The sequence below is a fragment of the Streptomyces sp. NPDC031445 genome (genome assembly GCF_055581365.1).
In genome coordinates, this window is record NZ_JBVIJO010000008.1 from 135,628 (window position 1) to 158,910 (window position 23,283).

Consider the following 23,283-nt stretch of genomic DNA (forward strand, 5'->3'; position numbering starts at 1 on the left):
GCCTCAGGACTCCTGGGTGAGGGAGACGAGAACGTCGTCCCCTTCGATCTTTACGGGGTATACGGGGACGGGGCGCGTCGCGGGGAGGCCGGACGGCTTGCCGGTGCGCAGGTCGAAGGAGGAGCCGTGCAGCCAGCACTCGATCTGGCAGTCCTCCACCTCGCCCTCGGAGAGGGAGACGTTCGCGTGGGAGCAGATGTCGTGGATCGCGAACACCTCGCCCTCGGTCTTCACGACCGAGACGGGCGTGCCGTCGAGTTCCACCCGCTTCGGGGTGTCCTCCTCCAGCTCGCTGAGCCCACAGGCGCGTACGAACGACGTCATGCGACCGAAGCCTCCAGCTCTTCCTCGATCTTGGCGAGCAGGCGCTCCTCGATGTCGGCGACACCGATCTGCTGGACCAGCTCGGCGAAGAAGCCGCGGACCACCAGGCGGCGGGCCTCGTGCTCCGGGATGCCGCGGGCCATCAGGTAGAAGAGCTGCTCGTCGTCGAAGCGGCCGGTGGCGGAGGCGTGTCCGGCGCCGACGATCTCGCCGGTCTCGATCTCCAGGTTCGGCACCGAGTCGACGCGCGAGCCGTCCGTGAGGACGAGGTTGCGGTTCATCTCGTAGGTGTCCGTGCCCTCGGCCTTGGCCTCGATGAGCACGTCACCGATCCAGACCGCGTGCGCGTCGTCGCCCTGGAGGGCGCCCTTGTAGACGACGTTCGACTTGCAGTGCGGGGTGTTGTGGGTGACCAGCAGGCGGTGCTCCTGGTGCTGCCCGGCGTCGGTGAAGTACAGGCCGAACAGCTCGGCCTCGCCGCCGGGGCCGGCGTACTCCACGCGCGGGTGCAGGCGGACCACGTCACCGCCGAAGGTCACGACCACGGACTTGAAGGAGGCGTCCCGGCCGACCAGCGCGTTGTGCTGGGCGACGTGGACGGCCTTGTCGTCCCAGTCCTGGACGGAGACGACGGTCAGCTTGGCACCGTCCCCGAGGACGAAGTCGACGTTCGCGGCGAGCACCGCGTCACCGCTGTGGTCGATGACCACGACGGCCTCGGCGAAGGCGCCCAGCTCGATCACCTGGTGGCCGAAGGCGGTGCCGCCCTGGCCGTGCACGGCGATGCGGACCGGCTCGGTGAGGACGGTCTCCTTGGGGACGGTCACGACCGAGGCCTTCTCGAAGGCGGAGTACGCCTGGGCGGCGACGCGGTCCACCGGGGTGCCCGCCTTGCCGAGGCGCGCGTCGTCGCGGCCCACGGTCTCGACGATGACGCCCTCGGGGGCCTGGACGTCGACCTTCACGCCGTCGCCGTTCGCGACGGCGGTGCCGTCGTGCAGGCCGCGCAGCCGCTCCAGCGGGGTGAACCGCCACTCCTCCTCACGGCCGTGCGGGACCGGGAAGTCCGCGACGTCGAAGGACGGGGGCGCGCTCATGCGCGAGACGACGGTCGACTCCGCGGCGACCGCGATCGAGCCGGCGGTCGTCGAACCGACCGGGATGTTAGGGGCCTCAGCCATGGCTGTCGTAATGCTCGCTTTCTTACGTGTGGGCTTGACGGGGAGTGCGGAGCGGCTGTTAACCGACCGCGCCCTCCATCTGCAGCTCGATCAGCCGGTTGAGCTCCAGCGCGTACTCCATGGGCAGCTCCTTGGCGATCGGCTCGACGAAGCCGCGCACGATCATCGCCATGGCCTCGTCCTCGGAGAGGCCGCGGCTCATCAGGTAGAAGAGCTGGTCCTCGGAGACCTTGGAGACGGTGGCCTCGTGCCCCATGGACACGTCGTCCTCGCGGACGTCGACGTAGGGGTACGTGTCCGACCGGGAGATGGTGTCGACCAGCAGCGCGTCGCACAGCACGTTCGACTTCGACCCGGCGGCGCCCTCGCCGATCTCGATCAGACCGCGGTAGGACGTACGGCCGCCACCGCGCGCCACCGACTTGGAGACGATGTTGGACGACGTGTTCGGCGCCATGTGGACCATCTTGGCGCCCGCGTCCTGGTGCTGGCCCTCGCCCGCGAAGGCGATGGACAGGGTCTCGCCCTTGGCGTGCTCGCCCATCAGGTAGACGGCCGGGTACTTCATCGTCACCTTGGAGCCGATGTTGCCGTCGATCCACTCCATGGTCGCGCCCTCGTAGGCCACGGCGCGCTTGGTGACCAGGTTGTAGACGTTGTTCGACCAGTTCTGGATGGTCGTGTAACGGCAGCGGGCGTTCTTCTTGACGATGATCTCGACCACCGCGGAGTGCAGCGAGTCCGACTTGTAGATCGGCGCGGTGCAGCCCTCGACGTAGTGGACGTAGGCGCCCTCGTCGACGATGATCAGGGTCCGCTCGAACTGGCCCATGTTCTCCGTGTTGATGCGGAAGTAGGCCTGGAGCGGGATCTCGACGTGCACGCCCTTCGGCACGTAGATGAAGGAGCCGCCGGACCACACGGCGGTGTTCAGCGCGGCGAACTTGTTGTCGCCGGCCGGGATGACCGTGCCGAAGTACTCCTTGAAGAGCTCCGGGTGCTCCTTCAGGGCGGTGTCGGTGTCGAGGAAGATGACGCCCTGCTCCTCCAGGTCCTCGCGGATCTGGTGGTAGACGACCTCGGACTCGTACTGGGCGGCGACACCGGCGACGAGGCGCTGCTTCTCGGCCTCCGGGATGCCCAGCTTGTCGTAGGTGTTCTTGATGTCCTCGGGCAGGTCCTCCCAGGACTCCGCCTGCTTCTCCGTGGAGCGCACGAAGTACTTGATGTTGTCGAAGTCGATGCCCGAGAGGTCGGAGCCCCAGTTCGGCATCGGCTTCTTCTCGAAGAGCTTCAGGCCCTTCAGGCGCAGCTTGGTCATCCACTCCGGCTCGGACTTCTTGCCCGAGATGTCGCGGACGACGTCCTCGTTGAGGCCGCGCCTTGCGGAGGCACCGGCCACGTCGGAGTCGGCCCAGCCGTATTCGTACTTGCCCAGGCCCTCCAGCTCAGGGTGGGCAGTCTCCGTGGGGAGAGTCATGCGGGGTTCCTCCCGGCCGTGCTTGCAGGTGCGTCAGTGGAAATCTTGGGGATGAACGTCGTGCAGACGCCGTCGCCGTGCGCGATGGTCGCCAGTCGCTGAACGTGGGTGCCCAGCAGCTCGGCGAAGATCTCCGTCTCCGCCTCGCACAGCTGCGGGAACTGTTCCGCGACGTGGGCGACCGGGCAGTGGTGCTGGCAGAGCTGCTCGCCGACCGGTGCGCTGCGCGCCGTAGCAGCGTACCCGTCGGCGCTCAAGGCCCTGGCCAGCGCTTCGGCGCGTTTGTCCGGTGTCACGGCCTCGATCGCCTCGCGGTACGCGCCCGCCTGGGCGGCGATCCGGGCGCGGGCGAAGGCGGCGACCGCCTCGGGGCCGCCCCCCTGCTCGGCGATCCAGCGCAGCGCGTCCGCGGCGAGCTTGTCGTACGACTGGTCGAAGGCGTCCCGGCCGCAGTCGGTGAGCGCGAAGACCTTCGCGGGGCGGCCGCGCGTGCGCGTGCCGTACACACGCTGCTCGCGGGCCTCCACGACGTCGTCGGCGACCAGCGCGTCCAGGTGACGCCGGACGGCCGCCTGGGTCAGCCCCAGCCGGCCGGCGAGTTCGGCGACGGTCGACGGCCCGTGGTCCAGGATGGAGCGCGCGACCCGGTTGCGCGTCGAGCGCTCACCGGTCGCTAGCTCCTCCTGAGGGGCCCCCGTGGGGGTCTCCCGAGCCTCGCCGACGTTTTTCACAACGCCATTGTTGCGTAATTCCGCGGAGCCTGACAAGCGGCGTCCGGATCACCGGCGGTGCCCTGCGTCACTTAGGCATACCTAAGACGACCTGCGGAAACGATCACCCGGCCGGTCTGCCCCGGTCGCCGGCCAGGACAATTGGGTGGCGCCCCGCGCGCCCGTCCGGGAGACTCCCGGACCATGCCCGCACCCCCTCCGACCGGCCCTCTCGTCACCCGGGACGACATCGCCGCACAGCTGCGACTGCTCGGCGTCGAGACCGGTGAGACCCTTCTGGTGCACTCCTCGCTCAGCTCCCTCGGCTGGGTCAACGGAGGCGCGGTCGCGGTCGTCCGAGGGCTCCTGGACGCGCTCGGCCCCTCGGGCACGCTCGTCGTCCCCACCCAGACGGGCGGCCACTGCGACCCGGCCGTCTGGGTGAACCCTCCCGTTCCCGAGGAGTGGTGGGACCGCGTCCGCGCCACCATGCCGCCGTACGACCCGCTGATCACCCCGTCCCTCGGGGTCGGCGTCGTCCCGGAGACCGTGCGCACCTGGCCGGGCGCCCGGCGCAGCGCCCACCCGCAGACCTCCTTCGCCGCCCTCGGCCCCCGCGCGCGGGAGATCACCGACGGCCACGCCCCCGACTGCCGGCTCGGCGAGCGGAGCCCGCTCGCCCGGCTGGAGGAGCTGGGCGCCCGGGTGCTGCTGCTGGGCGCGGGCTACGACTCCTGCACCGCCTTCCACCTCGCCGAGTACCGGATACCCGCGCCCCGCGTGCGGGTCGGCCGGCCCGCTCCCGGCGGCGGCTGGGAGACGGTGACCGAGGTCTCGATCACCTCCGACCGGTTCGACGAGCTGGGGCACGACTTCGAGCGGGACCGGCCGGTCGTCCGGGGACGGGTGGGTGCGGCGGACGTCCGGCTGTTCCCGGTCGCGGACGCCGTGGCCTACGCCGAGCGGTGGCTGCCCCTGCACCGGCCCCGTGAGGAGGACTTCCACCACCCCCGCGCCTGAGGGCCGGACGGCGTACCTAGACTCTGGACCCATGCGAAGTGAGCCGGTGGTCCAGGTCCAGGCCTTGGTGAAGCGGTACGGCACGAAGACCGCGGTGGACGGCCTCGACCTGGTCGCCCAGCCGGGTGTGACCGCCGTGCTCGGGCCCAACGGGGCCGGGAAGACGACCACGGTCGAGACCTGCGAGGGGTACCGGAAGCCGGATTCCGGCACGGTGCGCGTCCTGGGCCTCGACCCGGTACGGCAGTCCGCCGAGCTGCGCCCCCGCATCGGCGTGATGCTCCAGTCCGGAGGCGTGTACTCCGGTGCCCGGGCGGAGGAGATGCTGCGCCACATGGCGAAGCTGCACGCCCACCCGCTGGACGTCGACGCCCTCGTCGAGCGCCTCGGGCTCGGCTCCTGCGGCCGGACCGGTTACCGCCGGCTCTCCGGCGGCCAGCAGCAGCGGCTGGCGCTCGCGATGGCCGTGGTGGGCCGCCCGGAGCTGGTGTTCCTGGACGAGCCGACCGCCGGGCTCGACCCGCAGGCCCGCCGCGCCACCTGGGACCTGGTGAGGGACCTGCGCACCGACGGCGTCTCGGTGATCCTCACCACGCACCACATGGACGAGGCCGAGCAGCTCGCCGACGACGTCGCGATCATCGACGGCGGCCGGGTCATCGCCCAGGGCTCGCCGGAGGAGCTGTGCAGGGGCGGCGCCGAGAACACCCTGCGCTTCACCGGCCGGCCCGGCCTCGACGTCGGTTCCCTGCTCAAGGCGCTGCCGGCCGACTGCACGGCCGCCGAGCTGACCCCGGGCTCCTACCGGGTCGTCGGCAAGGTCGATCCCCAGCTGCTGGCCACGGTGACGTCCTGGTGCGCCCAGCACGGGGTGATGCCCGACCGGATCTCGGTGGAGCGGCACACGCTGGAGGACGTCTTCCTGGAGCTGACCGGCAAGGAGCTGCGCTCATGACCACGGCGGGTACGTACACCCCGAAGCCCGGAGCCGCCCCGCTCCCCCGCATGATCGCGGCGCAGGCGGCGCTGGAGACGAAGATGCTGCTGCGCAACGGCGAGCAGCTGCTGCTGACGGTCGTCATCCCGACCCTGCTGCTGGTGCTCTTCAGCTCGGTGGACATCGTGGACACCGGCAAGGGCGAGGCCGTCGACTTCCTCACCCCCGGCGTCCTGGCCCTGGCCGTGATGTCGACGGCGTTCACCGGCCAGGCCATCGCCACCGGCTTCGAGCGCCGCTACGGCGTCCTGAAGCGGCTCGCCTCCTCGCCGCTGCCCCGCTGGGCCCTGATGACCGCGAAGACGGCGTCCGTGCTGGTGACCGAGGTCCTCCAGGTCGTCCTGCTGACCGTCATCGCCTTCGCGCTGGGCTGGTCCCCGCACGGCAACCCGGCCGCCGTCCTGCTGCTGCTCGTCGTCGGCACCGCCGCCTTCTCCGGCCTCGGCCTGCTGATGGCGGGCACGCTGAAGGCGGAGGCGACGCTGGCCGCCGCCAACCTGGTCTTCCTGCTGCTGCTCGTCGGCGGCGGGGTCATCGTGCCGCTGGACAAATTCGGCTCGACGGGTGAACAGGTCCTCGGCCTGCTGCCGATCTCCGCCCTGTCGGACGGCCTGCGGGACGTCCTCCAGCACGGCGCCGGCATGCCCTGGGCCGACCTGGGCATTCTCGCCGTCTGGGCGGTCGCCGGCCTCGCCGCGGCCGGCACGTTCTTCCGCTGGGAGTGACAGGTCCCGCACGTGCCGGGGCGGACCCTCGTGAACGCGTGCACAAGCGGCGGCCTACCATGGTGCGCGTGCCAAAGCTGAACCGCGCCGACGCCGAAGCCGCCCTGCGCAACCCGCTCGCCTTCATCGCCGACCGCTGGACCCCGGATCCCCGGACCGTCCGGCGGGCGGCGCTCGCCGCGCTCGTGATGTCGGTGGTCATCGTCGTGACCGGCGGCGCCGTCCGCCTGACCGGCTCGGGCCTCGGCTGCCCGACCTGGCCCACCTGCACCGACGACTCCCTGACCACCACCCGGGCCATGGGCTTCCACGGGGTCATCGAGTTCGGCAACCGCATGCTGACGTACGTGCTGTGCGCGGCCGTCGGCTGGGCGATCGTCGCCGCCCGGGCCCACAAGCCCTGGCGGCGCGACCTGACCCGGCTGGGCTGGGCCCAGTTCTGGGTGGTGATGGGCAACGCCGTCCTCGGCGGCATCGTCGTCCTGGTCGGCCTCAACCCGTACACCGTCGCCGCGCACTTCCTGCTCTCCACCGCCCTGATCGCCATCGCCACGGTGATGTGGCAGCGCACCCGGGAGGGCGACGCGGCGCCGCGTCCGCTGGTCGGCAAGGCGGTGCGGCAGCTGGTGTGGTTCCTGGTGCTGGCGTCCGTGCTGCTCATCGCGGCCGGCACGGTGGTGACCGGGGCCGGGCCGCACGCCGGCGACTCCAGCGAGGTCGACCGCATCCCGATCGACTGGGAGACGGTCGCCAAGCTGCACGCGGTGCTCGCGTGGATCGTGGTGACGCTGACGTTCGCCCTGTGGTTCGTCCTCAAGGCGGTCGACGCGCCGCAGAGCCCCCTGGGCCGGACCCGCGAGCTGTTCGTCGTGCTGCTGGCCCAGGGCGTGATCGGTTACGTGCAGTACTTCACGCACCTGCCCGAGGTCCTGGTCGCCCTGCACATGCTCGGCTCGTGCCTGATCTGGATCGCCGTCCTGCGGGTCCTGCTGTCGCTGCGCGAGCGCCCGGAAGCCGCCCTGGACCTGCCGGGTCCGGCGGCCGAGGTGCCGGTGGGCACCCGCGCGTGAGTCATCCGTAGGCGGCGACGAGGGCATCGATCGCCGGCCCCAGGTAGGCACGGGTCAGCCCGGCCCGGCGGGTGGGCCAGTCGGCCGGGGCCGGGGCCGGGGTGGCGTAGCGGCGGCGGGTGATGTCCTCGACGACCTCCGCCGGAGCACCCAGCGCCGCGAGCTCCGCCAGGGCCTCCCGCTTGGAGATCAGCCGGCCCTCGCGCAGGGTCACGGTCGCCCGGGCGAAGGTCAGCAGGCCCAGGTCGACCCAGATGTCCTGCCGCCACAGCCGGGCCTTGTCCACCGCCGGCCGCCAGAAGTCGCGCTGGTCGCGTACGACGAAGCCGGCCAGCTGCCGGTCCGGCACCGGCGGGAGCAGCGCCGCCGGGGCCTCGCCGTACAGCACGCGTCCGAAGGCGTGCAGCTCGCGCCGGGTGACGGGGGTGACCGGGCGGCGCATCACCCGTTCGTGTGCCCAGGTGACGTGTGAGCGGTCCGCGTCGTGCAGGGTGGCCGGTGTGAGGTAGCTGCAATGGAGCTTCGCCGCGAGGGGTTCCCCGCGCCGCCCGCGGTGCAGCGCCACGAGCCGTCGTACGGTCCCCAGGGTCAGCGGGCCCGGCAGGACGGCGATCAGGTCGAGGTGGCTGCGGCCCTCCTGGTAGTCGCCGCCGGCCAGTGAGCCGTGCGCCCAGACGGCGCGGGGCCCAAGGGGCAGCAGGGCGTGCAGGAACCCGTCGAGCAGGGACTCGGTCGTCATCCGCTCAGTCTGGACGCCTCACCCCAGCCCGTACACCCGGCGCGCGTTGTCCGCCGCGATCATCCTCGCCACCCGCTGGGCGTCCTCCAGGGACCAGGCGCCGTCGGCGACCCAGTGGCCCAGCACGCGGCCCAGCGCCTCCCGGAAGAGGCGGGCGCCGACGACGTGCAGTTCCGGCAGGCCCCGCGCGCCGGTGGAGAAGAGGATCTTGCCGAAGGGGGCCAGTTCCAGGATCTCGGCGAGGACCGTGGCCGCCCGGGCGCCGGTGCGGACCAGCGCGGCGCCGGAGTCGGCGTAGACGTGCGGGAAGACACCGGCCAGGTGGGCGGCGTGCCGGTGGTAGGGGTAGCCGTGCAGCAGGATCAGGTCGGTGCCGAGGCCGGCGGTGGCCCGGACGAAGTCGGTGAGCAGCACCGGGTCCGTGCGGTCGATGCGGGAGCCGGGCTCGCCGAGGCCCGCGTGCAGTTGCAGGGGCAGGCCCGAGGCTACGGCGATCCACAGCAGGTGCCGGAGCAGGACGGGGTCGCTGAGCGCGCCGCCGACGCGCCGTCCGGCCAGCCAGCGGTCCGCCGCGCCGCGCACCTCCCCCGGTCCCGGCGGCTCGGGCGCGAGGGCCAGGCCGTGCCGGAGGCCCGCGACGGAGGTGAAGGCGACGGCGGTGGCCGCGGCTCCGTGCACCGACTCGGCGAGGTTGGCGAGGAAGGAGTCGACGGTGCCGGAGGTGTCGGCGACCTGCTCCGCGAGCGGTTCGAGCCGGATGACCTCGCGGGCCTGGGCCGCCGCGGCCGAGGCCAGTTCGGCGGGGCCGGTGAGGTCGCCGGGCAGCCCCGTGTCGACCAGGTACGTCGTGATGCCGCTGCCGCGCAGCAGCCTGCGGCCCGACTCCAGGACGCCCAGTTCACGGCGCCGGGCCAGGTAGCGGGCGGGCGGGCAGTGCGGTTCCAGGCCGAGCAGGGGCGGGCACCAGCGCCGTACGGCGAAGCCGGTCTGGGTGTCGAAGAGGGTGGTGCCCGGGGCCGGGGGCCCCTCGGTACGGGCCAGCTGGGCCTCGAAGGTGCCGAGGCCCAGCTCCGTCCGCAGCACGCCGTGGCAGTACTGGTCCACGAGGGACGGCGTCTCGATCATTCCGGCTCCCCGCGGGACGTGGGCGCTGTGCTGCCTTACACGTCCTAACGGGTGAGCGGGGGTTCAGGTGGCGGCGGGCGGCCCGGAGGAACCCGCACCGCGTCCGCGCCCGGCTCCCACGGGCGCCACCCGCGCTAGGGCCGATCCGGCCTGATCCGAACGAAAGACCCTAACCGCCGATCTGGATACCGGCCATCCGCTTCCACTCGTACGGCCCCGTCGTCACCTTCGCGGCGAGCTCGCCGTCGAAGGACTCGTGGACCGTGATGCCCGCCTTCCCGACGGCCTTCTCGGCGATCTCGTACGTGGGAGCCACCAGGTCGCCCCAGCCGCCGTCCTCGCCGACGAGGACGATCCGGGCGCCGCGTTCGCCGATGTGGGCCACCTGGCCCTCGGCGCCGCCGTGGGCCTTGGAGAAGGCGCTGATCTCCCGGGCGAGCCGCGCCACCTTGCGCTCGGCCCGTGCGTCAACCTGCTGCGTGTCTGCCATGCCCAGGATGCTACCGACGGGTAGCCCGGCTGGCGAGGTCAGGGCGCTGTGACGTGCGCCCGGGCGTGCTCAGCGCAGGAACGGGTCCACCGCGATCGCGACGAACAGCAGCGACACATAGGTGATCGACCAGTGGAACAGCCGCATCTCCTTGAGCTTCCCGCCCGTGACCTCGGCCTTGGCCCGGTTCTGCAGCGCGTGCGCCTCCCACAGCCACCATCCGCCGGCGGCCAGCGCGACGGCCGTGTAGAACCAGCCGGTGTAGCCGAGGGGGGTGAGGAGCAGGGAGACGGCGACCATGACCCAGCTGTAGAGGACGATCTGCCGGGCCACGACCTTGTTGGAGGCGATGACCGGCAGCATCGGCACGCCCACGCGGGCGTAGTCGTCCTTCACCTTCATGGACAGCGGCCAGTAGTGCGGCGGGGTCCAGAAGAAGATCACCAGGAACAGGATGACCGGCGCCCAGGAGAGCGAGTCCGTCACGGCCGACCAGCCGATCAGCACCGGCATGCAGCCCGCGATGCCGCCCCACACGATGTTCTGCGACGTACGCCGTTTGAGGAGCATCGTGTAGACGACGACGTAGAAGAGGAGCGCCCCGAGCGAGAGCCAGGCGCTCAGCCAGTTGACGGTGAGACCGAACAGCAGGGTCGACACGACCGCGAGGGTGATGCCGAAGACCAGGCACTCGGCCGGACTGACCATGCCCGTCACCAGGGGCCGCTGCGAGGTGCGGTCCATCAGCGCGTCGATGTCCCGGTCGATGTACATGTTCAGCGCGTTGGCGCCGCCCGCCGACAGATAGCCGCCGACGCAGGTGAGCAGCACCAGCTTGAGGTCGGGCACGCCCTGCTGCGCCAGGAACATCACCGGAACGGTGGTGATGAGCAGCAGCTCGATGATCCGCGGCTTGGTCAGCGCCACGAAAGCCTTGACACGGGCCCCGAACGGCCGATGAGCCGGGCCCTGGCTCGCACCATCGAGCAAAGCCGCTGGACGGGATTCGACGGCCGTCACGCACACCCCTGACAGAGACATCCCAGCAAGCCCCCCGTATGAAGTCCCGGTGAAGGCTCGCGCGTACCACGCCACTTTAGACGTTGCCCATACCCCGCCCTTCGCGGGGGTGGGCTCGTGTTGACGCACGCCCCATAAGAGGGGTCCCGGTACTCGATTGAGCGCTCAGATGACCGGCTCCGTATTCATGTGCCACATGCCGTTCCCGGCCGGTCGGGAGGCGGATCGCGCGGACTCCCGGCAGTCTGTAAACACTCGAAAAAACGCACGTCCTCACGGGGGTAGGCTCGACAGCGGCCGGCGGGCGGCAAGCCCGTCGGCGGCCGGGTGGGCGCATGCCCCGAAGACCGGCGACCGACATGTGGAGAGGAGCCCTGACCCAGGGTGAGCACCAAGCCGACCACCACAGACCTTGACTGGACCGAGCTGGACCAGCGGGCCGTGGACACCGCCCGTGTCCTGGCCGCAGACGCCGTACAGAAGGTCGGCAACGGCCATCCCGGTACGGCGATGAGCCTGGCCCCGGCCGCTTACACCCTCTTCCAGAAGGTGATGCGGCACGACCCGGCGGATCCGGAGTGGGTCGGCCGCGACCGCTTCGTGCTGTCCGCCGGACACTCGTCCCTGACCCTCTACACCCAGCTCTACCTGGCCGGCTTCGGCCTGGAGCTGGACGATCTGGAGTCGTTCAGGACCTGGGGCTCCAAGACCCCCGGTCACCCGGAGTACGGGCACACCAAGGGCGTCGAGACCACCACGGGCCCGCTGGGCCAGGGTGTCGCCAACGCGGTGGGCATGGCGATGGCCGCCCGCTACGAGCGCGGTCTGTTCGACCCCCAGGCCCCGGCCGGCGAGTCCCCCTTCGACCACTTCGTCTACTGCATCGCCGGTGACGGCTGCCTCCAGGAGGGCATCTCCGCCGAGGCGTCCTCGCTGGCCGGCCACCAGAAGCTCGGCAACCTGATCCTGCTGTGGGACGACAACCACATCTCGATCGAGGGCGACACCGAGACGGCCGTCTCCGAGGACACCGTCAAGCGGTACGAGGCCTACGGCTGGCACGTGCAGCGCGTGGAGGCCAAGGAGAGCGGCGACCTGGACCCGCAGGCGATCTTCGCCGCGATCCAGGAGGCGAAGAAGGTCACCGACCGGCCGTCCTTCATCGCGATGCGCTCCATCATCGCCTGGCCGGCCCCGAACGCCCAGAACACCGAGGCCGCGCACGGCTCGGCGCTGGGCGAGGACGAGGTCGCGGCCACCAAGCGTGTCCTCGGCTTCGACCCGGAGAAGTCGTTCGAGGTCGCCGACGAGGTCATCGCCCACACCCGCAAGGCGCTGGAGCGCGGCGCCCAGGCGAAGTCCGAGTGGGAGAAGTCCCTCCAGGAGTGGCGGGAGGCCAACCCGGAGCGGGCCGCCGAGTTCGACCGGATCAGCAAGGGCGAGCTGCCCACCGGCTGGGAGGAGAAGCTCCCGGTCTTCGAGCCCGGCAAGGGCGTCGCGACGCGTGCCGCGTCCGGCAAGGTGCTCCAGGCGCTCGGCGCGGTGATCCCCGAGCTGTGGGGCGGCTCCGCCGACCTCGCCGGGTCGAACAACACGACCATCGACAAGGACAGCTCCTTCCTGCCCGAGGGCAACCCGCTGCCCGAGGCCAGCCCGTACGGCCGCACGATCCACTTCGGCATCCGCGAGCACTCGATGGGCGCGGAGCTGAACGGCATCACGCTGCACGGCAACACGCGCGTCTACGGCGGCACCTTCCTCGTCTTCTCCGACTACATGCGCAACGCGGTGCGCCTGTCGGCCCTGATGCACCTGCCGGTGACGTTCGTGTGGACGCACGACTCCATCGGCCTCGGCGAGGACGGCCCCACCCACCAGCCGGTCGAGCACCTGGCCTCGCTGCGCGCCATCCCGGGTCTGAACGTCGTGCGTCCGGCGGACGCCAACGAGACCGCCGTCGCCTGGCGCGAGATCCTGCGGCGCTGGACCAAGGAGTTCGGCAAGGGCCAGCCGCACGGCCTGGCGCTCACCCGGCAGGGCGTGCCGGTGTACGAGCCGAACGAGGACGCGGCCAAGGGCGGCTACGTGCTGTTCGAGGCCGAGGGGCCCGAGGGGCAGAGCACTGAGCCGCAGGTGATCCTGATCGCCACCGGGTCCGAGGTGCACGTGGCCGTGGAGGCCCGTGAGCAGCTCCAGGCCGAGGGCGTGCCCGCGCGTGTCGTCTCGATGCCGTGCGTCGAGTGGTTCGAGCAGCAGGACCAGGGGTACCGGGACTCCGTGCTGCCGCCGTCCGTCAAGGCCCGGGTGTCCGTCGAGGCGGGCATCGGTCTGACCTGGCACAAGTACGTGGGGGACGCCGGCCGCATCGTCTCGCTGGAGCACTTCGGTGCTTCCGCCGACGGCAAGCTGCTCTTCAAGGAGTTCGGCTTCACCGCGGAGAACGTGGCCGCGAAGGCGCGGGAATCCCTCGCCGACGCTCAGCGCTGACGCTCATATACGACACGTAGGAGATGTAATTCCATGACAGACGCACTCAAGCGCCTCTCCGACGAAGGCGTCGCGATCTGGCTGGACGACCTGTCGCGCAAGCGGATCACCTCCGGCAACCTCGCCGAGCTGATCGACCAGCAGCACGTCGTGGGCGTCACCACCAACCCGACGATCTTCCAGAAGGCGATCTCCCAGGGCGACGGCTACGACCAGCAGCTGTCGGACCTCGCCGCCCGCAAGGTCACCGTCGAAGAGGCCATCCGCATGATCACGACGGCGGACGTCCGCGACGCCGCCGACATCCTGCGGCCGGTCTTCGACGCGACGAACGGCCAGGACGGCCGGGTCTCCATCGAGGTCGACCCGCGCCTCGCGCACAACACCAAGGCGACCGTCGCCGAGGCCAAGCAGCTGGCCTGGCTGGTGGACCGCCCCAACACCCTGATCAAGATCCCGGCCACCGAGGCGGGTCTGCCGGCGATCGCCGAGACGATCGGCCTCGGCATCAGCGTCAACGTCACGCTGATCTTCTCGCTGGAGCGCTACCGCAAGGTCATGGACGCCTACCTGACCGGCCTGGAGAAGGCGAAGGAGCGGGGTCTCGACCTCTCGGAGATCCACTCGGTGGCGTCCTTCTTCGTGTCCCGCGTGGACACCGAGATCGACAAGCGGCTGGACGGCATCGGCACCGACGAGGCCAAGGCGCTGCGCGGCAAGGCCGCCGTCGCCAACGCGCGCCTCGCCTACCAGGCCTACGAGGAGGTCTTCTCCTCGGACCGGTGGAGCGCGCTGGAGAACGCGGGCGCCAACAAGCAGCGTCCGCTGTGGGCGTCGACCGGTGTGAAGGACCCGGCGTACCAGGACACCCTGTACGTCACCGAGCTGGTCGCCCCGAACACGGTCAACACCATGCCGGAGGCCACGCTGGAGGCCACCGAGGACCACGGTGAGATCACCGGCGACGCCGTCACCGGCACCTACGAGCAGGCGCGCGCCGACCTCGACGCGCTGGAGAAGCTCGGCATCTCGTACGACGACGTCGTGCGGGTGCTGGAGGACGAGGGCGTCGAGAAGTTCGAGGCGTCCTGGACCGACCTGCTGAAGTCCACCCAGGCGGAGCTTGAGCGCCTCGCCCCCTCGGAGGGCTGACTTGTCACCCGTTTCCGGTTCCGGAGCGAACCCGCTTCGTGACCCGGCCGACCGACGGCTCCCGCGCATCGCGGGGCCGTCGGGCCTGGTCATCTTCGGCGTCACCGGCGACCTTTCGCGCAAGAAGCTGATGCCCGCGGTGTACGACCTCGCCAACCGGGGTCTGCTGCCGCCGGGCTTCTCGCTGGTGGGCTTCGCCCGCCGCGACTGGGAGCACGAGGACTTCGCCAAGGTCGTCCACGACGCGGTCAAGGAGCACTCGCGCACTCCGTTCCGCGAGGAGGTCTGGCAGCAGCTCATCCAGGGGATGCGCTTCGTCCAGGGCACCTTCGACGACGACGAGGCATTCGAGCGGCTGCGCGCCACCATCGAGGAGCTGGACAAGGCACAGGGCACGGGCGGCAACTTCGCCTTCTACCTGTCCGTGCCGCCGCGCTCCTTCCCGGTGGTCATCCAGCAGCTGAAGAAGCACGGTCTGGCCGACCAGAGCGGCGGTTCCTGGCGGCGGGCGGTCATCGAGAAGCCGTTCGGGCACGACCTGGCGTCGGCCGAGGAGCTGAACAAGGTCGTGCACGAGGTGTTCGAGCCGGAGCAGGTCTTCCGGATCGACCACTACCTCGGCAAGGAGACCGTCCAGAACATCCTGGCGCTGCGCTTCGCCAACACGATGTTCGAGCCGATCTGGAACCGGTCCTTCGTGGACCACGTGCAGATCACCATGGCCGAGGACATCGGCATCGGCGGCCGGGCCGGCTACTACGACGGCATCGGCGCCGCCCGGGACGTCATCCAGAACCACCTGCTCCAGCTGATGGCCCTCACGGCCATGGAGGAGCCCGCCTCCTTCGGCGCGGACGCGCTGGCCGCGGAGAAGGAGAAGGTGCTCGGCGCCGTCCGGCTGCCGAAGGACCTGGGCGCCGACACCGTGCGCGGGCAGTACGCGGCGGGCTGGCAGGGCGGTGAGAAGGTCATCGGCTACCTCGAAGAGGAGGGCATCGACGCGAAGTCGAAGACCGACACCTACGCCGCGGTCAAGCTGGAGATCGACAACCGCCGCTGGGCGGGCGTCCCCTTCTACCTGCGCACCGGCAAGCGCCTGGGCCGCCGGGTCACCGAGATCGCGGTCGTCTTCCAGCGCGCCCCGCACTCGCCGTTCGACACGACGGCGACCGAGGAGCTGGGCCAGAACGCGATCGTCATCCGCGTCCAGCCCGACGAGGGCGTCACCGTCCGCTTCGGCTCCAAGGTGCCCGGCACCTCGATGGAGATCCGGGACGTCTCCATGGACTTCGCCTACGGCGAGTCGTTCACGGAGTCCAGCCCGGAGGCGTACGAGCGGCTGATCCTGGACGTGCTGCTGGGCGACGCCAACCTCTTCCCGCGCACGGAGGAGGTGGAGCTGTCCTGGAAGATCCTCGACCCGATCGAGGAGTACTGGGACACGCACGGCAGGCCCGCGCAGTACAAGTCGGGCACCTGGGGTCCCGTGGAGGCGGACGAGATGCTCGCACGAGACGGACGGAGCTGGCGCCGGCCATGAAGATAGACCTGACCGACACCACCGCCGGCGCCATCAACAAGGCGCTCGTGCGGGGCCGCCGTGCCATCGGCACGCCCGCCGTCGGCATGGTGCTGACCCTCGTCATCGTCACCGACGAGGAGAACGCCTACGACGCCCTGAAGGCCGCCAACGACGCCTCGCGCGAGCACCCCTCGCGCACGCTGGTGGTCATCAGGCGGGTCTCCCGCTCCCCGCGCGACCGTACGTCCTCGCGTCTGGACGCCGAGGTGCGGGTGGGCGCGGAGGCGGGCACCGGCGAGACGGTCGTCCTGCGCCTGTACGGCGAGGCCGCCGACCACGCCGACTCGGTGGTCCTGCCGCTGCTGCTGCCGGACGCGCCGGTCGTCGTGTGGTGGCCGGTGAACGCCCCGCTCGACCCGGCGAAGGACCCGCTGGGCGCGCTCGCCCAGCGCCGGGTCACCGACACCTACGCGGCGGAGCAGCCGGTGCGGGAGCTGGCGGCCCGTGCCGAGGCGTACGCGCCGGGCGACACCGACCTGTCCTGGACGAGGATCACCCCGTGGCGTTCCATGCTCGCGGCGGCGCTCGACCAGGTCACCTGCGAGGTGAAGGCCGTCGAGGTGGAGGGCGAGGAGTCCAACCCGAGCTGTGAGCTGCTGGCGATGTGGCTCGCGGACCGGCTGGACGTACCGGTGAAGCGCTCCCTGTCCTCCGGCCCGGGGCTCACGGCCGTCCGCATGGACACCGACTGCGGGCCGATCGTGCTGGACCGGGCCGACGGCTCGCTGGCCACGCTGTCCATCGAGGGCCAGCCGGCCCGCGCGGTGGCGCTGAAGCGGCGGGACACCGCCGAGCTGATCGCGGAGGAGCTGCGCCGGCTGGACCCGGACGACACCTACGCGTCGGCGCTGCGCTACGGCGTGGAGCGGCTGGACACGGTGCCGCGGCAGGCGTCCGAGGCACCGGCCGGGGACGCGGGCGCCGAGTCCGCGGCCGAGCCGGTCGCCGTACCGGAACCGGTCGAGGAAGCGGCCAAGGCCCCCGCGAAGAAGGCGGCGGCCAAGACCGCGAAGAAGGCACCGGCGAAGAAGGCACCGGCGAGGAAGGCGACGGCGAAGTGAGCACTCCGCAGCTGGTCGTCCACCACGACAAGGAACTGATGGCGCAGGCCGCCGCGGCGCGCCTGATCACGAAGATCGTGGACGCGCAGGCCTCCCGGGGCACCGCGTCCGTGGTCCTCACCGGCGGCCGCAACGGCAACGGCCTGCTGGCCGCGCTGGCGGCGGCCCCCGCCCGGGACGCCATCGACTGGGGCCGCCTCGACCTGTGGTGGGGCGACGAGCGCTACCTCCCCGAGGGCGACCCCGAGCGCAATGTCACGCAGGCCCGCGCGGCGCTGCTGGACTCGGTGCCGGTGGACCCGGAGCGCGTGCACGCCATGCCCGCCTCCGACGGCCCGCACGGCGCGGACGTGGAGGCGGCGGCCGAGGCGTACGCGGCGGAGCTGGCGAAGGCGGCCGGACCGGAGAACCACGGCACGGTGCCCACGTTCGACGTCCTCATGCTCGGCGTCGGCCCGGACACCCACGTGGCCTCGCTCTTCCCCGAGCTGCCCGCGGTCCGGGAGACCGAGCGCACGGTGGTCGGCGTGCACGGCGCCCCCAAGCCGCCGCCCACCCGCATCTCCCTCACCCTCCCGGCGATCCGCGCGGCCCGCGAGGTCTGGCTCCTCGCGGCCGGCGAGGACAAGGCGGAGGCCGTGGCCATCGCCCTGTCCGGCGCGGGCGAGATCCAGGCCCCGGCGGCGGGCGCGTACGGCCGTACGCGCACGCTGTGGCTGCTGGACTCGGCGGCGGCCGCGCAGCTGCCGAGGTCGCTGTACCCGCCGGCGTCTCCGTGACGCTGGTGCCCGTGTAGCGGCGGCGGGGGCTGCGGCCCCCGCCGCCGCTATTTCACCGACCCCGCCATCACGCCCTGCACGAAGTGCCGCTGAAACGCGAAGAACACCACCACCGGCACGATCAGGGACAGGAACGCGCCCGGGGCGAGGACGTCGATGTTGCTGCCGAACTGGCGGATCTGGGACTGGAGTTCCACCGTGAGCGGCTGCGAGGAGCTGTCGGCGAAGAGCAGGGCGACCAGCATGTCGTTCCAGACCCACAGGAACTGGAAGATGGCGAGCGAGGCGATGGCCGGGCGGGCCACCGGCAGGACGAGGCGCGTGAAGATGCGCCACTCGCTGCCGCCGTCCATCCGTGCCGCCTCCAGCATCTCCTTCGGCATCTCCGCGAAGTAGTTCCGCAGCAGGAAGACGGCGAAGGGGAGACCGTAGGCGACGTGGAACAGGACGACACCGGGGATCGTGCCGAACAGGCCCAGCGCGCCGAAGAGTTTGGCGACCGGCAGCAGGCCGATCTGCACCGGCACCACCAGCAGGGCCACCACCAGCAGGAAGACGGGCTCGCGCAGCGGGAAGTCCAGCCAGGCGAAGGCGTATCCGGCGAGGGCCGCGATGACGACGACCAGGGTGGTGGCCGGCACCGAGATCAGCACGGTGTTCCAGAAGGCCTGGGTGATGCCCGCGTTCTTCAGCAGCGCCGAGTAGTTGTCGAAGGACAGCTGGCCGGGGCTGGCCAGCGCCGTCCACCAGCCGCCCTTCGCCGTGTCCTGGGCCGAGCGCAGGGAGGACAGGAACAGGCCGGCCAGCGGGGTCAGCCAGACCAGGCCGATGACCACCAGGAAGGCCTGCACCAGGCCGCTGCCCAGGCCGCGCCTGATCGCGTTCATCGGTGACTCCTCATCGTTGACTGTTGCGGAAACGGCGGACGTTGAACACCATCGCGGGGATCACCAGGAGCAGCAGGAGCACGCCGAGGGCGCTGCCGAGGCCCTGGTCGTTGCCGCCGCCGAAGGACACCAGCCACATCTGGGTGGCGAGGACGGTGGCGTCCTCCTGCACCGGGCCGGGCGCGATGATGTAGACGAGGTCGAAGACCTTCATCACGTTGATCACCAGGGTCACGAAGACCACGGTGAGCACGGGCGCGAGCAGCGGAACAGTGATCCGGCGGAAGATCTGCCACTCGTTGGCGCCGTCCATCCGGGCGGCCTCCAGGGCGTCGCGCGGCAGCGTGGACAGGCCCGCACCGATCAGGACCATCGCGAAACCCGTCCAGATCCACAGGTAGGCGCCGATGATCGCGGGGGTGACGAGGGTCGGGCCGAGCCAGGAGACGCCCTGGTAGGGCGGAGCGAAGTTCGACTCCGGCAGCTTCACCGTGTACGAGCCCGGCTTGAGCCCGGCGAAGCGGAAGGAGCCGTCGGCGGCGGTGGTCGCGCTCGCGACCGTCTCGCCGTCGCGGACCGCCTCGACCTTCATGCCGGGCAGGCCGCTTTCCTTGGCGTCGACCTGGCCCTGCCTGCCTCCGCCGCCGGGGGTGAAGTCCAGGTAGACGACACCGCGCAGTTCGCCGGGGGCGGCCTTGCGTGCCGCAGCCGCACGAGCGGGTGAGGCGTTGCCGGGCAGGTCCCCCGGCAGCACGCCGACCATCGGCAGCGCCACGGTGTCGCCCGCCGAGGCGGTCGTGCGGTAGGAGCCGTCCCGGTCCTGGGTGAGCACTCCGGTGCGGCCCCGGGCGGTCGGGTAGGCCGAGGTGTCCTTGAAGGCGTCGTGGACGGAGACGACGGCCGCGTTGAGCACGCCCTTGTCCGGGTCCTCGTCGTAGGCGAGGCGGAAGATGATGCCGGCGGCGAGGAAGGACACCGCCATCGGCATGAAGAGCAGCAGCTTGAAGGCCGTCGCCCAGCGGACCTTCTCCACCAGGACGGCCAGGATCAGGCCGAGGCCGGTGAGCAGGGCGGGGGCGACGACGATCCAGATCGTGGTGTTGCGGATGGCCTTGAGGGTGGCCGGGTCGCGGAACATCTCGGTGTAGTTGTCGCCGCCGACGAACCGGGTGCCGGAGGCGTCGAAGAAGCTGCGGCCGACGGAGAACAGCACCGGGTAGACGACGAGGGCGCCGAGCAGGAGCAGCGCGGGGAGGACGAAGAGCAGGGCGATCAGCCGGCCGCGCCGCCGGCCGCGGCGCGCGGGCGCCGGGCCGGCGGGACGCGGGCCCGCCTGCTGTTTCACGACAGTGGTGGCGGTCATGGCGGGCCGCTCAGTTCCGGTAGGCCTTGGCCGCGGCGGCTTCGAGCTTCGCCGCCGTGCCCTTCGCGTCCGACGGGTCGCGCAGGAAGTCCTGGAGGAGCTTCCACTCGCCGGCGCCCTTGGTCCCGCCGAAGGCCGCCGGTGCCTGGTCGGACATGTCGAAGCGGACCGAGTCCCCGGCGCCCACGAGGGACTTGGCGGTGGCGCGGGTGACGTCGTCGCCGTACGCGGACAGGCTCAGCTTCCGGTTCGGGGACAGGAAGCCGCCCGCCTTCGCCCACACGGCCGCGGCCTCGGGGGTGGCCAGGTACTCCACGAGCTTCATGCCGGCCCCCGCGTTCTTGCCGTCCTTGAGGACGACGGCCGCGTCACCGCCGCTGACGACGGGTGCCGTGCCGCCGCCGACCGCCGGGAAGGGGAAGAAGTCGGCGTCCTTGCCGATCGCCTTGCCGTACTGGTCGTGGGCGACGCCGGCGACGAAGTCGCCCTCGTAGACCATGCCGGCCTGGGGCTTGGGTCCGAACACCTTCTCCACGGAGCCGGGGAAGTCGGTGTTCAGGGCGCCGTTCTGGCCTCCGGCGATGAGCTGCTTGTCCTTGAAGAGCTTGCCGAGGGTGGTGAGCGCCTTGACCACCGTGGGGTCGGTCCACCTGAGCTTGTGCGCGGCGAGGGCGTCGTACTTCTCGGGGCCCGCCTCGGAGAGGTAGATGTTCTCGAACCAGTCGGTGAGGGTCCAGCCGTCCTGTCCGGCGACCGCGAAGGCGGCGAGGCCGGAGTCGGAGACGGTGTGACCGGCCTTGAGCAGCTCGTCGTACGTCTTCGGCGGCTTGACCCCGGCCTGGGCGAGGGCGTCGGGGCTGTACCAGACGGTGGACTTGTGGGCGGCCTTGAAGTAGAGGCCGTAGAGGGTGCCGTCGACGCTGCCGTACTTCTTCCAGACGGGGGCGTAGCCGGCGTCGATGGTCTGCTGGGCGGCCGGCGAGAGCGGCTTGAGCCAGCCCTTTTGCGCGAACTGGTTCAGGACGCCGACCTGCGGGACCATCACGACGTCGGGTGCGTTGCCGCCCTCGATCTTGCTGCCGACGACCGTGGAGACGTTGTCGCCGGTCGAGACGAACTGGGTCTTCGCGCCGGTCTTCTCGGTGAAGGCGTCCAGCACCTTCTGGAAGTTCTTCTGCTCGCTGCCGGACCAGACGCCGGCCACGGTGACGGTCTGGCCGCCGAGCGCCTTGTCGCCGCCGCCCGCCGAGACGGGTCCGCCGCCGCAGGCGGTGGCGCCGAGGGCGAGGGCGAGGGCGGTGCAGCCGGTGAGCAGGGTCGTGCGTCGTCGCATCATCGTTGACGGACCTTTCATCGGGGGACGGGTGATCACAGGTCGTTCAGCCACCAGGCCGCCGTGGCGCCGGGCAGGACGCCGGGCGGGCAGGGGCCGCTGGACAGCAGGGGGGTGCCGGAGGCCGGCGCGGGGGCGGGGGCGGTACCGAAGTTGACGGCGCACACCAGGCCGTCGCCGCGGACGAAGGCGAGGACGTCCGGCGCGGTGTCCAGCCAGCGCAGCGTGCCCTCGCCCAACTGGGGCATCGTCTTGCGCAGTTGGAGACCGTCGCGGTACAGGTGCCAGAAGGAGCGGGTGTCGGCGAGGGCGCGGTCGGTGGCGTACTCGGCGAAGTAGTCGGGCTGCGGCAGCCAGGGCTTGGCGCCCTCCACACCGGAGGTGAAGCCGAACGGGGAGGCCTGCCCGGACCAGGGCAGCGGCACCCGGCAGCCGTCGCGGATGCGGGCGCGGCTGCCGGTGCGCCGGAAGATGGGGTCGGTGAGCACGTCGTCGGGCAGGTCGACGACCTCGGGCAGGCCCAGTTCCTCGCCCTGGTAGATGTACGCGGCTCCGGGCAGCGCCAGCATCAGCAGCGCGGCGGCGCGGGCGCGGGCGGCGCCCAGACCGCTGCCCTCGGTGGCGGGTTCGCCGTAGCGGGTGACGGTGCGGACCTGGTCGTGGTTGTTGAGGACCCAGGTGACCGTGGAGCCGGTGCCGGCGATGTCCTGCATGGCCTCGGAGATGACCTTGCGGAAGGCGTCGGCGTTCCAGGGGGCGCCGAGCAGGTCGAAGAAGAAGGCCTGGTGGAGTTCGTCGGGGCGGACGTACAGGGCGTGTTCGCGGGCGGTGGGGACGGAGACCTCGCCGACGAGCAGGCGCTCGCGGCCGTCCCGGTCGGCGTACTCCTCGCACAGGGAGCGCCAGCGGCGCCACACCTCGTGCACCTCGGGCTGGTTCCAGGCGAGCGGGTTGACCGAGTCGCGGGTGCGGGCGTCGGCCTCCGGGTCGTCGGAGTCGGGCAGTCGGGGGTGCTTGAACAGGCCGGCGGCGACGTCGATGCGGAAGCCGTCGACGCCCCGGTCGAGCCAGAACCGCAGGATCCGGTCGAACTCGTCGGGGATCTCGGGGTTGCGCCAGTTCCAGTCTGGCTGTTCGGGCGTGAACATGTGCAGGTACCACTGGCCGTCGGGGACCCGGGTCCAGGCGGGCCCGCCGAACATGGCGTGCCAGTTGTTGGGCGGCTCGCTGCCGTCGGGGCCGCGGCCGTCGGCGAAGTGGAAGCGGGCGCGGGCCGGGCTGCCGGGCTCGGCGGCCAGGGCCTCGCGGAACCACGGGTGCTCGCTGGAGCAGTGGTTGGGGACGATGTCGAGCAGCACCTTGATGCCCAGGCGCCGGGCCGCGGCCATCAACAGGTCGAACTCGGCGAGGTCGCCGAAGAGCGGGTCGACACCGCGGTAGTCGGCCACGTCGTAACCGTGGTCGTGCTGCGGCGAGGGGTAGAAGGGGCTCAGCCAGATCCCGTCGACACCGAGCTTCTTCAGGTACGGCAGCCCGGCCCGGACGCCGGCCAGATCCCCGATGCCGTCACCGGTGCTGTCCAGGAAGCTGCGGACGTAGACCTGGTAGATCACGGCGTCCCGCCACCAGTGGTCCTTACTCAACATGCATGCATGTTAGGTAGGCGTGTCGCGACGGTGTCAACGAAAAGAACAGAAGCTACCGGGGAGTTGGGAGGGGAAATGCGGACTTACCGGGACAGTCGGTAGCCAGTTGAGA

21 protein-coding genes are annotated in these 23,283 nt (G+C 71.2%); 9 read left to right on the forward strand and 12 right to left on the reverse strand.

Translation table 11 applies throughout. From position 1 onward, the window contains the following. Positions 1–3: 3 nt before the first annotated feature. The 4 genes from ACZ5DC_RS21995 to ACZ5DC_RS22010 are packed head-to-tail and all read right to left on the reverse strand — an operon-like array spanning position 4 to position 3,716. Positions 4–324 (reverse strand): non-heme iron oxygenase ferredoxin subunit, encoded by a 321-nt coding sequence (locus ACZ5DC_RS21995; RefSeq protein ID WP_143637664.1) that lies wholly within the window; start codon positions 322–324, stop codon positions 4–6. Continuing rightward, on the reverse strand, positions 321–1,505 hold the full coding sequence (gene sufD / locus ACZ5DC_RS22000) for a Fe-S cluster assembly protein SufD (protein ID WP_468655127.1): 1,185 nt from the start codon (positions 1,503–1,505) through the stop codon (positions 321–323). The genes ACZ5DC_RS21995 and sufD overlap by 4 nt, the downstream gene beginning before the upstream one ends. Positions 1,506–1,563: 58 nt before the next feature. Further along, entirely contained in the window at positions 1,564–2,985 is a 1,422-nt protein-coding gene (gene sufB, locus ACZ5DC_RS22005; RefSeq protein WP_014671980.1) for a Fe-S cluster assembly protein SufB, read from the reverse strand. Beyond that, positions 2,982–3,716 carry a helix-turn-helix transcriptional regulator gene (locus tag ACZ5DC_RS22010; protein ID WP_366753648.1) on the reverse strand — a complete coding sequence of 245 codons (735 nt, stop codon included), beginning with the start codon at positions 3,714–3,716 and terminating at the stop codon, positions 2,982–2,984. Before ACZ5DC_RS22010 ends, sufB begins: the two co-directional genes overlap by 4 nt. Before the next feature lie 183 nt (positions 3,717–3,899). On the opposite strand from ACZ5DC_RS22010, the gene ACZ5DC_RS22015 reads away from it, so the two are divergent. The 4 genes from ACZ5DC_RS22015 to ACZ5DC_RS22030 are packed head-to-tail and all read left to right on the forward strand — an operon-like array spanning position 3,900 to position 7,507. Then, positions 3,900–4,715: an AAC(3) family N-acetyltransferase gene (locus ACZ5DC_RS22015; protein WP_468655130.1), complete on the forward strand. Its 816-nt coding sequence runs from the start codon at positions 3,900–3,902 to the stop codon at positions 4,713–4,715. 31 nt (positions 4,716–4,746) lie between these two features. Next, positions 4,747–5,670, forward strand: coding sequence for an ABC transporter ATP-binding protein (locus tag ACZ5DC_RS22020; protein WP_468655132.1), 924 nt, complete (start codon positions 4,747–4,749; stop codon positions 5,668–5,670). Continuing rightward, positions 5,667–6,437: an ABC transporter permease gene (locus ACZ5DC_RS22025; RefSeq protein ID WP_468655134.1), complete on the forward strand. Its 771-nt coding sequence runs from the start codon at positions 5,667–5,669 to the stop codon at positions 6,435–6,437. Before ACZ5DC_RS22020 ends, ACZ5DC_RS22025 begins: the two co-directional genes overlap by 4 nt. A gap of 59 nt (positions 6,438–6,496) precedes the next feature. After that, positions 6,497–7,507, forward strand: coding sequence for a COX15/CtaA family protein (locus tag ACZ5DC_RS22030; protein WP_468655136.1), 1,011 nt, complete (start codon positions 6,497–6,499; stop codon positions 7,505–7,507). Between the two features lies 1 nt (position 7,508). Here ACZ5DC_RS22030 and ACZ5DC_RS22035 read toward each other — a convergent pair whose 3' ends face one another. The 4 genes from ACZ5DC_RS22035 to ACZ5DC_RS22050 all read right to left on the reverse strand — a co-directional run bounded on the left by ACZ5DC_RS22035 (position 7,509) and on the right by ACZ5DC_RS22050 (position 10,902). Then, positions 7,509–8,246: a nucleotidyltransferase gene (locus tag ACZ5DC_RS22035; RefSeq protein ID WP_468655138.1), complete on the reverse strand. Its 738-nt coding sequence runs from the start codon at positions 8,244–8,246 to the stop codon at positions 7,509–7,511. Positions 8,247–8,264: 18 nt separating this feature from the next. Beyond that, positions 8,265–9,371: an amidohydrolase family protein gene (locus ACZ5DC_RS22040; protein ID WP_468655139.1), complete on the reverse strand. Its 1,107-nt coding sequence runs from the start codon at positions 9,369–9,371 to the stop codon at positions 8,265–8,267. 169 nt (positions 9,372–9,540) lie between these two features. Continuing rightward, entirely contained in the window at positions 9,541–9,861 is a 321-nt protein-coding gene (locus tag ACZ5DC_RS22045) for a hypothetical protein (protein WP_468655141.1), read from the reverse strand. Positions 9,862–9,930: 69 nt separating this feature from the next. Next, entirely contained in the window at positions 9,931–10,902 is a 972-nt protein-coding gene (locus ACZ5DC_RS22050; RefSeq protein WP_468655143.1) for a heme o synthase, read from the reverse strand. Positions 10,903–11,265: 363 nt separating this feature from the next. Here ACZ5DC_RS22050 and tkt point away from each other — a divergent pair, with 363 nt between their 5' ends. From tkt to pgl, 5 genes are read left to right on the forward strand one after another with little or no spacing between them, the layout of a single operon-like run. Further along, positions 11,266–13,368: a transketolase gene (gene tkt, locus ACZ5DC_RS22055; protein WP_468655145.1), complete on the forward strand. Its 2,103-nt coding sequence runs from the start codon at positions 11,266–11,268 to the stop codon at positions 13,366–13,368. A gap of 33 nt (positions 13,369–13,401) precedes the next feature. Continuing rightward, a complete protein-coding gene (gene tal, locus ACZ5DC_RS22060; RefSeq protein ID WP_366751288.1) occupies positions 13,402–14,520 on the forward strand; it encodes a transaldolase in 1,119 nt (372 codons plus the stop codon). A gap of 1 nt (position 14,521) precedes the next feature. Further along, entirely contained in the window at positions 14,522–16,060 is a 1,539-nt protein-coding gene (gene zwf, locus ACZ5DC_RS22065; protein ID WP_468655147.1) for a glucose-6-phosphate dehydrogenase, read from the forward strand. Beyond that, positions 16,057–17,163, forward strand: a complete 1,107-nt coding sequence (gene opcA, locus ACZ5DC_RS22070; protein WP_468655149.1) for a glucose-6-phosphate dehydrogenase assembly protein OpcA — start codon at positions 16,057–16,059, stop codon at positions 17,161–17,163. The genes zwf and opcA overlap by 4 nt, the downstream gene beginning before the upstream one ends. After that, a complete protein-coding gene (gene pgl / locus ACZ5DC_RS22075) occupies positions 17,160–17,942 on the forward strand; it encodes a 6-phosphogluconolactonase (RefSeq protein WP_468655151.1) in 783 nt (260 codons plus the stop codon). Before opcA ends, pgl begins: the two co-directional genes overlap by 4 nt. A 47-nt stretch (positions 17,943–17,989) precedes the next feature. Here the strand turns inward: pgl and ACZ5DC_RS22080 are convergent, their stop codons facing one another. Genes ACZ5DC_RS22080 through ACZ5DC_RS22095 form a run of 4 tightly spaced genes read right to left on the reverse strand, consistent with a single transcriptional unit; the run spans position 17,990 to position 23,171 of the window. Next, positions 17,990–18,829 carry a carbohydrate ABC transporter permease gene (locus ACZ5DC_RS22080; RefSeq protein ID WP_366751292.1) on the reverse strand — a complete coding sequence of 280 codons (840 nt, stop codon included), beginning with the start codon at positions 18,827–18,829 and terminating at the stop codon, positions 17,990–17,992. Between the two features lie 10 nt (positions 18,830–18,839). Then, positions 18,840–20,192, reverse strand: a complete 1,353-nt coding sequence (locus tag ACZ5DC_RS22085; protein WP_468655153.1) for an ABC transporter permease — start codon at positions 20,190–20,192, stop codon at positions 18,840–18,842. A gap of 10 nt (positions 20,193–20,202) precedes the next feature. After that, entirely contained in the window at positions 20,203–21,528 is a 1,326-nt protein-coding gene (locus ACZ5DC_RS22090) for an ABC transporter substrate-binding protein (RefSeq protein ID WP_468655155.1), read from the reverse strand. A 32-nt stretch (positions 21,529–21,560) separates the two neighbouring features. Further along, on the reverse strand, positions 21,561–23,171 hold the full coding sequence (locus ACZ5DC_RS22095) for a glycoside hydrolase family 13 protein (protein ID WP_468655157.1): 1,611 nt from the start codon (positions 23,169–23,171) through the stop codon (positions 21,561–21,563). Positions 23,172–23,283 lie beyond the last annotated feature (112 nt).